The following is a 12,678-nucleotide window of genomic DNA, read 5'->3' as shown; positions in this document are numbered from 1 at the left end:
CCCGCCGCAGCGGTGTGACGCCTCCCATCCCGCCCATGGGCGGGATGGGAGGGCAGCGTGCAGCCGTTCCGAGGACGGTCTCGAGTTCGGGGCGATCGGCAGGCTGATTCTGCCTGCTAGCATGCCTGCATGACTCAGGTCACCTGGAGGGCCCCGGACGAAGTCGTGGACCGCGTCCGGGCGGCCGCCGTGCGCGAGGGGCGAAGCCTCAACGACTACCTCACGAGGTTGGCCCGCGCTGCTACGGATCCCGAGCTCGCCGGTACCGATCTGGAGCAGTTGAGGGAGCGGCTAGGTCGCGCGGGCCTCCTGGCACCTGCAGGAGCGCCGCGACAGCGGCCCGATCCCGACGCGCTCTCGGATGCGCGGCAGAGAGCCGGTCACGGCACCCCGCTTGCGGATCTGGTCACCGAGGGGCGTGGGTGACCGCGACTGTCTTCGCTGACAGTTCGGCGCTGGTGAAGCTGTACGCCGACGAGGCCGGTGCCGCGGACGTGCGAAGGATTGCCCATCTCGTCGTCTCGCAACTGGCCAGGGTCGAGGTGCCGGCGGCACTGTGGCGCAAGCATCGTCTGGGGGAGATCGACGTCGCCGACACCGCCGTGCTGGTCGCTGCGTTCGAGGCCGACTACTTCGGGGGCACCGACCGGGATCCGAGGCTCGTCGCGCTGGCCGTGACGCCCGGATTGCTGGACGCCGCGGCCAGGCTGGCCGGCGTCCATGGGCTACGGGCGTACGACGCCGTGCAGTTGGCCAGCGCGGTGGCGACGCGCGCGGCAGTGGGAGACGGCACTGTGATGGCGTCGTTCGACAACGCGCTGTCGACGGCCGCCGCAGCGGAAGGCCTTGCCCTCCTGCCTCGGGGCTGAACCGGCCCGGCGCACAGCCGGCTGCCGCTAGGCGGGACGCACCAGCAGAGCCACCGGGTAACGGTTCAGCAGCTGCCCCAGCCTCGGCGCCGCGCCGTCGACGGGGGTGTCTGTGATGACGTCGTGCCAGTCCGCCGTGCCCTCGGGCAGGGGGAGCACCGTGTCGGCCCAGCCGCCCCGCTCGGCGAGGCCGACCGGCAGCCGCGTGGCCACCGCCACCAGCGACGCCGAACGCGCGAACGCCACGGCGTGCCTCGCCGCCGGACCCTGAGCGGGGAGCGGGCGGTAGCCGGTGAACACCTCGGGGCGGTAGCGGCGCAGCCGCAGGGCGCTGGCCGTGACCAGCAGCTTCGCCGCGCCCGCTGAATCGATCCCGGCGTCGACGTCCGGCAGCCAGCCGTCGTCCAGCCGGGCGAGCAGCTCCCGCCGGGCCGCCCAGTCGACGGGCCTGCGGTTGTCCGGGTCGACGAGCGAGTACTCGAACAGCTCGGTGCCCTGGTAGACGTCGGGCACGCCGGGGCCTGCGATCTGCAGCAGCTTCTGGCCCAGCGAGTTGGCCCGGCCGGGGCCCGCGATGCGGGTGACGAACTCCTCGATCTCCGCGACGATCTCCGTGTCGCCCAGCACCTGCTCCGGCCACGCGGCGATCGCCTCGTCGACCTCGGGCACGGCCTCGACGTGGCTGGTGACGAGCTTGGCCTCCTTGGCCGCCTTCGTCAGGTAGCCCGACATCCGCTCGGCCGGGATCGGCCACGCGCCCACGAGGTTCTGCCAGGCCAGCAGCTCCAGCGACCGGTCGGGGAGCGGGTGCGCGGCGGCCCAGCGGCGCAGCCGGTCGGCCCACTCGCCCGGGATCTCGGCGAGGACGGCCAGGCGTGCGCGGACGTCCTCGGAGCGCTTGGTGTCGTGGGTGGAGAGCGTGGTCATCGTGACCGGCCAGGACGCCTCGCGCGCGGCGAGCGCGCGGTGGAACTCCTGCGGCGCCACCCCGAACCGGGACGGGTCGCCGCCGACCTCGTTGAGCGCGACGAAGCGGTTCCAGCGGTAGAACGCGGTGTCCTCGACGCCCTTGGCCATCACCATCCCCGACGTCTGCTGCACCCGGGTGGCCAGCAGCCCCGCCGGGTCGGCGAGCATCGCGGCCCGGATCGCCTCCAGCAGGTCGGCGAGATCGGGCCGGTGGGTGCGCGCCACGGTGACCGCCGTGTCCAGCGCGTCCCGGCCCTCGGGCAGGTAGCTGCGGTAGACCGGGAAGCCGCAGAGGAGCTCCGCGACGGCGGCCCGGACGCGCTCGGCCGCCTCTCCGGGGTCCGGCTCGGTGGACGGCGCGGTCTCCGGCACCGGCACGAGCGCGGCGATGCGACGCACCTCCGCGGCCAGGATCGTGTCGGCCACCTCCCGGCGCGCGGCGTGCTCGGCCGCGTGCGCCGACTCCTTGCGCCCCGTGTGCTCGGCCGCCAGCTGGGTGAGCACGCCGGCGCCGTCGGGATCGACGAAGACGCCCTGGATCTCGCGCAGCGCCTCGTAGCCCGACGTGCCGTTCACCGGCCAGGACGCCGGCAGCTCCTCACCGACCGCGAGGATCTTCTCCACGAGCAGCCAGCGCTGGGGCCCGAGTGCGGCGCGCAGCCTGCGGGCGTAGGCACCGGGGTCGGACAGCCCGTCCGGGTGGTCCACCCGGATGCCGTCGACCTCGCCCGCCTCGACCCAGCGCAGCACCTCGCGGTGGGTCTTCTCGAAGATCTCCGGAAGCTCGACGCGCACCGCGGCGAGGGTGGAGACGTCGAAGAAGCGGCGGTAGGTCAGCTCCGCCGCCCCGCGCTTCCAGGACACGAGCCGGTAGTGCTGGCGCTCGTGCACCTCCTGCGCGGTGCCGGCATCGCCGGTGCCGGGCGCGATCGGGAAGGCGCGCTCGTAGTAGCGCAGCTGCGTGCGGTCGTCGGAGAGGCTCAGCTCGGAGAGGGCCTTCTCCTCGTCGGCGTCCAGCACCGGCAGCAGCACCGGCCCGGCGTCCCAGTCGATGTCGAACGTGCCCGCGTGCTCCGAGGCGCGGCCGTGCGCGAGCACGTCCCACCACCACGGGTTGGCCTGCGGCACGTCGACACCGACGTGGTTGGGCACGATGTCCAGCACGAACCCCAGCCCGCGTTCCCGCACCGCGGCCACCAGGGCCCGCCTGCCCTCCTCGCCGCCCCGCTCCTGCGACACCCGCGTGGGGTCGACGACGTCGTAGCCGTGGTTGGAGCCGGCACCGGACTCCAGCAGCGGTGACGCGTAGAGCGCCCCGGCGCCGAGGGCGTCGAGGTAGGGCAGCAGCGCGATCGCGTCGGTGAACGTGGTGTCCCGGGAGAACTGCAACCGGTAGGTGGAGCTCGGTGCGGCGGACGGCCTCACGAGCCCGCCGCTTCCATGCGCTGCAGGACCAGCACGGACCGGGCCGCCACCGGGTGCACGGCGCCGCCGGCCACCATGTGCGGCTCGGCGGCCGTGACGCCGGGAGCGGTGGACAGCGTGGTGACCTCGCCGGCCGCGGTGTCGACGACGACGGCCCACTGCGTGCCGTACTCCGCGGCGGGCAGGGTGACGTCGATGTCCTCGTAGTGGGCGTTGAGGCAGATCAGGAACGAGTCGTCGCTCACGCGTTCACCGCGGGTGTCGGCCTCGTCGATGCCCTGGCCGTTGAGGAACACGGTGACGCACTTGCCGAAGCCGGAGTCCCAGTCCTGCTCGGTCATCTCCACCCCGGACGGGGTGAACCAGGCGATGTCGGCGAGCGCGCCCGCCCGGCGCCTGCCCACCACCTTGCCCGCGAAGAACTTGCGCCGCCGGAACACCGGGTGCGCGTGGCGCAGCGCCGTGACGCCCGCCGTGAAGTGCACCAGCGCGGCGTTCTTGCCGGCCAGCGACCAGTCGACCCATGCGATGTCGCTGTCCTGGCAGTAGACGTTGTTGTTGCCCCGCTGGGTGCGGCCCAGTTCGTCGCCGTGCAGGAGCATCGGGACGCCCTGGCTCAGCATCAGGGTGGTGATGAAGTTGCGCTGCTGGCGCGCCCGCAGCGCGAGCACGGCTTCGTCGTCGGTGGGGCCCTCCACACCGCAGTTCCACGAGCGGTTGTGGCTCTCGCCGTCGTTGCCGCCCTCGAGGTTGGCCTCGTTGTGCTTGTCGTTGTAGGAGACCAGGTCGGCGAGGGTGAACCCGTCGTGCGCGGTGACGAAGTTGATCGATGCGTAGGGGCGGCGGCCGTCGTCCTGGTAGAGGTCGGAGCTGCCCGTGATGCGCGAGGCGACCTCGCCGAGGGTGCCCGGCTCGCCCCGCCAGAAGTCGCGGACGGTGTCGCGGTACTTGCCGTTCCACTCCGTCCACAGCGGCGGGAAGTTGCCCACCTGGTAGCCGCCGGGCCCGACGTCCCACGGCTCCGCGATCAGCTTGACCTGGCTGATCACCGGGTCCTGCTGCACGAGGTCGAAGAACACCGACAGCCGGTCGACGTCGTAGAACTCGCGGGCGAGGGTGGAGGCGAGGTCGAACCGGAAGCCGTCGACGTGCATCTCGGTGACCCAGTACCGCAGCGAGTCCATGATCAGCTGCAGGGTGTGCGGGTTGCGCACGTTCAGCGAGTTGCCGGTGCCGGTGTAGTCCATGTAGTACCGCGGGTCGTCCTCGACGAGGCGGTAGTAGGCGGCGTTGTCGATGCCGCGCAGCGACAGCGTGGGGCCCATGTGGTTGCCCTCGGCGGTGTGGTTGTAGACCACGTCGAGGATGACCTCGATGCCCGCGTCGTGCAGGTCGCGGACCATCGCCTTGAACTCCTGCACCTGGTTGCCCGCGCGCCCGGAGTCCCGCGCGTAGGCGTGGTGCGGGGCCAGGAAGGCGATGGTGTTGTAGCCCCAGTAGTTGGAGAGGCCCTTCTCCTGCAGGTGGTGGTCGTTGAGGAACTCGTGCACCGGCATGAGCTCGACCGCGGTGACGCCGAGCGTCTTGAGGTGCTCGATCATCACCGGGTGGGCGAGGCCGGTGTAGGTGCCGCGCAGCTCGGCCGGGATCTCCGGGTGGGCGATGGTGAGGCCCCGCACGTGCGCCTCGTAGATCACCGACTCGTGGTAGGGGATGCGCGGGGCGCGGTCGGTGCCCCAGTCGAAGAACGGGTTGACCACCACCGACTTCGGCACGTACGGCGCGGAGTCGACGTCGTTGCGCGCCTCCGCCTGCCCGAACGGGTAGCCGAACACGGCCTCGTCCCACCGCACGGGGCCGTCGACGGCCTTCGCGTACGGGTCGATGAGCAGCTTCTGCGGGTTGCACCGCAGACCCTGCGCGGGATCGTAGGGCCCGTGGACCCGGTAGCCGTAGCGCTGGCCGGGTTCGACGCTCGGGAGGTAGCCGTGGTGGACGAAGCCGTCGACCTCCGTGAGCGCGACGCGCGTCTCCTTGCCCCGCGGGCTGAACAGGCAGAGCTCGACCTTCTCGGCGACCTCGGAGAAGAGCGCGAAGTTGGTGCCCGACCCGTCGTAGGTGGAGCCCAGGGGATAGGCGTGGCCCGGCCACGGCCGCATGGTTCCTCCGCGTCTGGTGAGTGACCGCCCGGCCGCGGCCGTACGTACTCGCTGTCGTCCCGGTGAGGAGCCGGTGCCCGGCCCTCCTGACGAGCAGAGGTTACCGGGGTACCCCGACAGCGCGCCGGGTCGCGGGCGTCGCTCAGGCCAGGCGGGCGGGGAACCCGCCGGTGGCCACGGGGCTCCACCGGGTGGGGGTGAGCCGGATCAGCGCCTTGCCCTGCTCCTGCATCGCGCGGCGGTACTCGTCCCAGTCCGGGTGCTCCCCTGAGATGCAGCGGAAGTACTCGACCAGCGGCTCGACCGCGTCGGGCAGGGTGAGCAGCTCCGCGTCGCCGTCGACCTGCACCCAGGCCCCGCCGAAGTCGTCGGAGAGCACGATCACCGACGCCTTCCCGTGCCGGGCGACGTTGACCGCCTTCGCGCGCTCGGGGTAGGTGGAGATGACGATCCGGCCCTCCGGGTCGACGCCCGCGGTGACCGGCGAGCCCTGCCAGCCGCCGTCCGCGCGCGGGGTGAGCAGGACCATCTTGTGCCGGCAGCGGATGAACTCGAGGAGGCCGTCGCGGTCGACGGCGGTGTTCGTGGCGATGCTCCGGGCCATGGCCGCCGAGCGTAGTGCGCGCCGGGCTAGGCTCCCCGGTGATGAGCACCCTGTTCACCCGGATCATCGACGGCGAGCTGCCCGGACGCTTCGTCTGGTCCGACGACCGCGCCGTCGGCTTCCTCTCGATCAACCCGCTCGGACCGGGGCACACCCTCGTGGTGCCCCGCGCCGAGGTCGACCACTGGGTCGACGCGGATCCCGAGCTGGTCGCGCACCTCACCACGGTCGCCCACGCCGTGGGCGCGGCCGTGCGCGAGGTGTGGCAGCCGCCGCGCGTCGGGCTCCTCGTCGCCGGCTTCGAGGTGCCGCACCTGCACGTGCACGTGTTCCCGGCCTGGGACATGGCCGCCTTCGACTTCGCGAACGCGGCCCCGTCGGTGGAGGCGCAGGAGCAGGAGGGGCACGCGGAGAAGCTGCGCGCCGCGCTGCGGGCCGCGGGCCACGGGGACTCCGTCCCCGACTGACGGATGCCCACGTGCGTTCGCAGGCGTTGATCACAGGGCGGCGCGTGCGAGTCGCGCGCCATGGCCCTCACGACCGCGCTGACGTACTTCTCGCACGCCGCCTCGCCGTCATGATCGCCAAGAGTGGTGTGAGAGCGTCAGATCTGTCGCTCTGATGTTCCCGGCTCGAGGCCACGGCCTTCCGCCTCGGCCCGTGTGCTCGGCGCAGTCGGCCGGTTCCCCTGCCCCCGGCCCGTGGGCGAGGTGGCCGGGTGGGGTCAACTACCGAATATCGTGGCCGGCCGGGCGGCCGTCCCCGACCTGGCCCAGGCCTGTTCCGGACGAGATCGTCGCTGCTGGGTGGGTGCGCACCTGGCTGTGGTCCCGTCCCGCCCCGTCCCGGTGATCATCGGACCGGTCCGATGCCGTCCAGGCGCTCTTGACCGGCGGAAACGGGACATGTGCTGCACGGGTGCGGCTCAGGTCCCTGCTTCGCTGATCAAGTTCGCTTCGATGGGGTCGGGGAACGGCACCACAGCCGGATGAGTGGCACCCGGCGGGGACGATCTCGTCGTGGACCGGCCGGGGCTCTCGTCGGGGACGGTCGCCCGGGCGACCACGTCACTCGGTCGTTTCTGCCCACCCGGCCACCTTCGGTACCGGCGATCGGGTACGCCGCCGGACCGGCTGCGACCTCTCGGCAGGAGCGGCCGCGGTGCTCGCGCACCCCGTGTCCGCCGCACGCACCCCGATTCGCCCAACGCCACCCGTCGACGGGGTGCGTCGGCGCAGACGGGGTGTGTCGGCTCGGGTACCGGAGGCCGGCCGCTGCATGACCCGGTGAAGGTTCGCAGGCGAGATCGACGTGCGGGATTCGATCAAGAGCGTGACGCCCACCACGTCGGTCTCGCGCGTGCGGGCCCGTGGATGGAACCTTTCGGTGGAGGTGTGACCGTGCAGCTCGTCCTCGTCCGGCACGCGTTGCCGGAGCGCATCCATCCCGCCGACGCCGCTGCGGCCGACCGGCCGGGCGGACCTGCCGACCCGCCGCTCACCACGCTCGGACGCGAGCAGGCGCAGCGGCTCGTCGAGGCGCTGGCGGGGGACGAGGTCGCCGGGCTCTACACCAGCCCGCTGGCCCGGGCGCGGGAGACCGCGGCGCCGCTCGCGACCGCGCTCGCGCGCGAGCCGGTGGTCGTCGACGAGCTGCGGGAGTACGACGCCGACTCCACCCATTACGTGCCCGTCCACGAGATGGCCCGGCTCGACCCGGCGGCCTGGCAGCGGATGCTCGCCGGGCTGCTGCCCGAGAGCGTCGACCTGCCGGCCTTCACGCGCCGGGTCGCCGGCGGATTCGAGCGGGTCGTCGCCGCGCACCCGGGCCGGGAGACCGCCGTCGTCGTCGCCCACGCCGGCGTCGTGAACGCCTGGCTCGCCCACCTGCTCGGGCTGGACCGCCCCTTGGTGTTCCCGCTCGACTACACCGGTGTCACGCGCGTGCTCGCCGGGCGCGACGGGCGCCGCGTCGTCCGCACGGTCAACGAGATCGCCCACGTGGCCGACCTGCTCGCCATGACGGCGGGCGCCGGGTAGGGCAGGATCACCGGGATGCTGGTCGGGGTCCCGCGCGAGGTCAAGAACCACGAGTACCGGGTGGCGATCACCCCGGCCGGCGTGCGGGAGCTGACCGGCCGCGGCCACCAGGTGCTGGTCGAACGCGACGCCGGGGCGGGTGCCGGCCTGCGCGACGAGGAGTTCGTCGAGGCCGGGGCGCGGATCAGCGCCGACCCCGACGAGGTGTGGGCCGCGGCGGGTCTGGTGCTGAAGGTCAAGGAGCCGGTGCCCGAGGAGCACCACCGGCTGCGCCCCGACCAGGTGCTCTTCACCTACCTGCACCTCGCGGCGTCCAAGGAGTGCACCGACGCGCTGGTCACGGCCGGCGCCACGGCCGTCGCCTACGAGACGGTGCGGCTGCCCGACGGGTCGCTGCCGCTGCTCGCGCCGATGAGCGAGGTGGCAGGCCGGATGGCCCCGCAGGTCGGGGCCCACCACCTGCAGCGCACCGCGGGCGGGCGCGGCGTGCTGCTCGGCGGGGTGTCCGGCGTCCCCGCCGGGAAGATCGCCGTGATCGGCGCGGGGGTGTCGGGGATGAACGCCGCGACGATCGCGCTCGGCTTCCAGGCCGAGGTCATGGTGCTCGACACCAACATCAACCGGCTGCGGCAGATCGACTTCACCTACCGCGGACACCTGCAGACGATCATGAGCAACGCCTACGAGGTGGAGCGCGCCTGCCTGTGGGCCGACCTGGTCATCGGCGCCGTGCTCGTGCCCGGTGCGAAGGCCCCGACGCTCGTCTCGAACGAGCTCGTCTCCCGCATGCGACCGGGTTCCGTGCTCGTCGACATCGCGATCGACCAGGGCGGCTGCTTCGCCGACTCCCGCCCCACCACCCACGACGAGCCGGTGTTCGGCGTGCACGAGTCGATCTTCTACTGCGTCGCGAACATGCCCGGCGCCGTCCCGAACACCTCGACCCGCGCTCTCACCAACGTCACGCTCCCGTACGCGGTCGCGCTCGCCGACCGGGGGATCGCGGGCGCCGTCGACGACCCGGCGCTCGAGGCCGGCGTCAACGTGGCGGCCGGGCACGTGGTCCAACCCGAGGTCGCCGCCGCCCACGGCCTGCCCGCCGTCGCGCTGAGCGACGTCCTCGGCGATCTGCCGGACCCCCGGTGAGCGACCGGGCGGCCCGGCACCGGGGTCGTCGCACAGCATTTGCACAGGAGAGGCAGGACGCGGCAGCATGCCCGACGGGCTGACGCGCTGCGCATGATCCATGACGTTCGGTACACCGAACGGCTCAGCCGGCGCGGGCTGAAGGGGGAACGACCGGATGGCGGGTAGCGGACTCGGTTCCGTCTTCCGCGTCCCCGAGTTCCGGATCGTATGGGGAGCGGAGCTGTTCTCCGTCGTGGGCGACCAGCTCGCGCGCGTCGCCCTCGCGGTGCTCGTCTACGGCCGCACCGGATCGGCCCTGTGGGCCACGGTGACCTACGCCCTGACCTTCCTGCCGGCCCTGCTCGGCGGGGTGCTGCTGTCCGGGCTCGCCGACCGGTACCGGCGCCGCGAGGTCATGATCGTCTCCGACCTGGCCCGCGCCGTGCTCGTCGCGACGATGGCGATCCCAGGGCTCCCGCTGTGGGCGCTGTGCGGGCTCCTGGTCGCCGTCGTCCTGCTCGGCTCCCCGCACACCGCCGCCCAGGGGGCGCTGTACCCGGAGATCCTGCGCGGCGAGCTCTACGAGCGCGGCCTCGCCGTCCGGCAGATCACCAGCCAGACCGCCCAGCTCGTGGGCTTCGCGAGCGGCGGGCTCCTGGTCGCCGCCGTCAGCCCGGCCGGCGCACTGCTGGGCAACGCCGTGTCGTTCGCGTTGTCGGCGCTCGTCGTGCGGCTCGGCGTGAAGGACCGGCCCCGGCCGGGCAGCGCCGCCGACGCCCCCGCCGAGGCGCCGGTCGGGGGCCTGCGCGGTGTCGTCGCCGGCCTCGTCGAGATCGCCACCGACCCGCGCCGGCGTGCTCTCGTCGCCCTCGCATGGCTCGTCGGCTGGTACGTCGTGCCGGAGGCGCTCGCCGCCCCCTACGCCGACCAGCTGGGCGCCGGACCCGCCGTGGTCGGCCTGCTGATGGCCGCCGACCCCCTCGGCAGCGTCCTCGGCGCCTGGTTGTTCGTCCGGTTCGTCCCCGCCGCGACGAGGGCGCGGCTGGTCGGGGTGCTGGCGGTGGCGGCCGGCGTGCCGCTGGTGCTGTGCGCGTTCCGCCCCGGCCTGGCGCTCACCCTGGTGCTGTGGGGCGTGTCGGGGATGCTGTCCACCGCATACCTCCTGCAGACCCAGGCCGGTTTCGTGCGCGCGACCCCGGACGCCGGCCGTGGCCGGGCCATCGGCGTCGCGGCGTCCGGGATCATCGCTTCCCAGGGCGGTGCCGTGCTCGTCGGCGGGCTGCTCGCCGACGCGTGGGATCCGGCCACGGCGGTGGCCGTGGCCGGCGCGATCGGGGCGGTGCTGTCGGTCGGCGGGGCCGTCGCGTGGCACCGGGCCGACGTCACCGCCTCACCGGGGACGCGACGTTCGACCCCCGCTCGGTAGCGCTGACCGGGGGCGCGTCGTCGCCGGGCTCCGCGGAGGGGCTCGGCGGTCGGGTGGTGGGTGGGTCACCAGCTGCGGTTGCGCACGGGGGTTCCTTTCGTGGTGGGTGGTCGGGTGGTGGGTGGGTCACCAGCTGCGGTTGCGCACGGGGGTTCCTTTCGTGGTGGGTGGTCGGGTGGTGGGTGGGTCACCAGCTGCGGTTGCGCACGGGTGCTCCTTTCGTGGTGGGTGGTCGGGTGGTGGGTGGGTCACCAGCTGCGGTTGCGCACGGGTGCTCCTTTCGTGGTGGGTGGTCGGGTGGTGGGTGGGTCACCAGCTGCGGTTGCGCACGGGTGCTCCTTTCGTGGTGGGTGGTCGGGTGGTGGGTGGGTCACCAGCTGCGGTTGCGCACGGGTGCTCCTTTCGAGGTGGGCGGTCGAGCGGCGGGTACGACCCTCGGCTCCGGTTCCGGGTGGGAGGGCCTCCTGCCCGAGGGCGCCTGGTGGGCGACACACTGGGGGCCCGGCAGGGGCGGCAGAGCCACCTCCTTCGTCAGCGAGGGCCGCTCGTGTTCGTGGGCTGTGTCACGGCCGCCCCGGCAGGGGCGCCGTCGCCCGTGACAGCCCTGGGCGGGTCCACTAGCCTTGCGTCCCTCGATAGGGGAGATGGCTGAGAGTATGAATGTCTAGGGGCGCGCGCCAGGACGCTGCCTCGGGCGTCTCCGACCCGGACACCGAGGTCAGCTCCGCATGGAGACCCTCGTCCTGGGCCGTCTGGTCGATGCCCCGGCGGCTGCTCGGCCCCATCCTCGTCGTGGAGCTCACCGCGGCTCTGCTCACGGTCCTCAGCATCGCGCCCGGCGACTTCGACCGCCGGACGATCATGATGAGCCTTCTCGTGTGCGGGCTCGGCATCGTGCACTCCGAGGTCGCGCTGCGCGTCGAGCGCGTTCGTCGTCGGATCATCGACACGCTGCACGTGGACCTGAGCTCGGTGTGGACGTTCGCCGCAGCCGTCCTGGTGCCGCCGGTCCTCGCCGTGGCGGTGGCGGCCGTCGTCTTCACCCACCTCTGGTGGCGGTCCTGGCGTCCGCGGGTGGCGGTCTACCGGCACGTCTTCAGCACGGCGACGATCGTTCTCTCCTGCCTCGCCGCGGCCGCGGTGGCGGGGGTGCACCGCGACGGCGGGAGCGGGCTGGACGGCGAGGGAGCCGGAGTGCTCCTGCTCGCCGGCGCGATCCTGGTCTACACCACGGTGAACACCGCACTGGTCGCCGGCGCGGTCGCGATGAGCAACCCGCAGCCCGACATCAGCAAGGCCCTCGGCCGCTGGGACGACATACTGCTCGAGTTCGCCACGCTGTCCCTCGGAGCGATCACCGCGGTCGCGCTGTCGATCAACCCGATGCTCGTGGTCCTCGTGCTGCCCCCGCTGCTGGTGCTGCACAGAGCGGTCCTGGTCAAGCACCTGGAGGAAGCCGCCAACACCGACGGCAAGACCGGGTTGCTCAACGCCGCCGCCTGGCACGTGCAGGCCGAGCGCGTCCTGCACCGGCGGCGGCGGGCCGACGGCATGCGCGGTGTGCTGGTGCTCGATCTCGACCACTTCAAGGCGGTCAACGACACCCACGGCCACCTCGCAGGGGACCACGTGCTCGCCGCGGTGGCCGACATCCTGCGCACCGAGGTCAGGGAACGCGACCTCGTCGGCCGCTTCGGGGGCGAGGAGTTCGTCGTGATGCTGGCCGGGCTGGAGGGCAGCGGGTCGGCGGAGCTGGAGGCGGTCGCCGACCGGATCCGGCGGCGCGTGGCCGACCTGCGCGTCGAGATCCCGACCCCGGACGGGCCGCTGAGCGTGATGGGCCTCTCCGTGTCCATCGGTTGCGCGCTCTCCCCGGACACCGGCGTGGACCTGCGTGACCTGTTGCAGGCGGCGGACAAGGCGCTGTACGTGGCGAAGGGCGCCGGGCGCAACGCCGTGCGGATGGGCAGCGTGCAGCTGGGACGGGCCCCGCTGCGGCCCGTGACCACGACCGGCCCGGAAGCCGGCGACTGAGCACCCCGATCGCGTCGCGCAGCGC

At 73.0% G+C, this 12,678-nt stretch carries 9 protein-coding genes; 6 read left to right on the top strand and 3 right to left on the bottom strand.

The genetic code is table 11. From position 1 onward, the window contains the following. The first annotated feature begins 422 nt into the window (after positions 1–422). Positions 423–869, top strand: coding sequence for a type II toxin-antitoxin system VapC family toxin (locus FB558_RS03665; RefSeq protein WP_142048085.1), 447 nt, complete (start codon positions 423–425; stop codon positions 867–869). 27 nt (positions 870–896) lie between these two features. On the opposite strand, the gene treY is transcribed toward FB558_RS03665, so the two are convergent. From treY to FB558_RS03650, 3 genes are all read right to left on the bottom strand, one after another. Further along, positions 897–3,263: a malto-oligosyltrehalose synthase gene (treY, locus tag FB558_RS03660; RefSeq protein ID WP_142048083.1), complete on the bottom strand. Its 2,367-nt coding sequence runs from the start codon at positions 3,261–3,263 to the stop codon at positions 897–899. Beyond that, entirely contained in the window at positions 3,260–5,422 is a 2,163-nt protein-coding gene (gene glgX, locus FB558_RS03655) for a glycogen debranching protein GlgX (RefSeq protein ID WP_142048081.1), read from the bottom strand. Before glgX ends, treY begins: the two co-directional genes overlap by 4 nt. Positions 5,423–5,564: 142 nt before the next feature. Next, the gene (locus FB558_RS03650; protein WP_142048079.1) at positions 5,565–6,026 is read right to left on the bottom strand and encodes a PPOX class F420-dependent oxidoreductase; all 462 of its coding nucleotides are present in this window, start codon (positions 6,024–6,026) and stop codon (positions 5,565–5,567) included. Between the two features lie 41 nt (positions 6,027–6,067). On the opposite strand from FB558_RS03650, the gene FB558_RS03645 reads away from it, so the two are divergent. The 5 genes from FB558_RS03645 (at position 6,068) to FB558_RS03625 (ending at position 12,653) form a co-directional block, all read left to right on the top strand. Continuing rightward, entirely contained in the window at positions 6,068–6,493 is a 426-nt protein-coding gene (locus tag FB558_RS03645; RefSeq protein WP_142048077.1) for an HIT family protein, read from the top strand. Positions 6,494–7,426: 933 nt separating this feature from the next. Beyond that, positions 7,427–8,065: a histidine phosphatase family protein gene (locus FB558_RS03640; protein ID WP_142048075.1), complete on the top strand. Its 639-nt coding sequence runs from the start codon at positions 7,427–7,429 to the stop codon at positions 8,063–8,065. 15 nt (positions 8,066–8,080) lie between these two features. Beyond that, on the top strand, positions 8,081–9,211 hold the full coding sequence (ald, locus tag FB558_RS03635; RefSeq protein ID WP_142048073.1) for an alanine dehydrogenase: 1,131 nt from the start codon (positions 8,081–8,083) through the stop codon (positions 9,209–9,211). Positions 9,212–9,368: 157 nt separating this feature from the next. Further along, the gene (locus FB558_RS03630; protein WP_142048071.1) at positions 9,369–10,619 is read left to right on the top strand and encodes an MFS transporter; all 1,251 of its coding nucleotides are present in this window, start codon (positions 9,369–9,371) and stop codon (positions 10,617–10,619) included. Positions 10,620–11,378: 759 nt separating this feature from the next. Beyond that, positions 11,379–12,653 carry a GGDEF domain-containing protein gene (locus FB558_RS03625; RefSeq protein WP_142048069.1) on the top strand — a complete coding sequence of 425 codons (1,275 nt, stop codon included), beginning with the start codon at positions 11,379–11,381 and terminating at the stop codon, positions 12,651–12,653. Positions 12,654–12,678 lie beyond the last annotated feature (25 nt).

Source organism: Pseudonocardia kunmingensis (assembly GCF_006716445.1).
Lineage (GTDB): Bacteria > Actinomycetota > Actinomycetes > Mycobacteriales > Pseudonocardiaceae > Pseudonocardia > Pseudonocardia kunmingensis.
Note: the sequence above shows the minus strand (reverse complement) of the source record. Positions and strands in the feature narration are given on the sequence as shown.

Excerpts from the sequence above, each read along its gene's own strand:
- glgX (WP_142048081.1), bottom strand. The coding sequence starts at position 5,422 with ATGCGGCCGTGGCCGGGCCACGCCTATCCCCTGGGCTCCACCTACGAC.
- FB558_RS03650 (WP_142048079.1), bottom strand. The coding sequence starts at position 6,026 with ATGGCCCGGAGCATCGCCACGAACACCGCCGTCGACCGCGACGGCCTC.
- FB558_RS03645 (WP_142048077.1), top strand. The coding sequence starts at position 6,068 with ATGAGCACCCTGTTCACCCGGATCATCGACGGCGAGCTGCCCGGACGC.
- ald (WP_142048073.1), top strand. The coding sequence starts at position 8,081 with ATGCTGGTCGGGGTCCCGCGCGAGGTCAAGAACCACGAGTACCGGGTG.
- FB558_RS03630 (WP_142048071.1), top strand. The coding sequence starts at position 9,369 with ATGGCGGGTAGCGGACTCGGTTCCGTCTTCCGCGTCCCCGAGTTCCGG.
- FB558_RS03625 (WP_142048069.1), top strand. The coding sequence starts at position 11,379 with ATGCCCCGGCGGCTGCTCGGCCCCATCCTCGTCGTGGAGCTCACCGCG.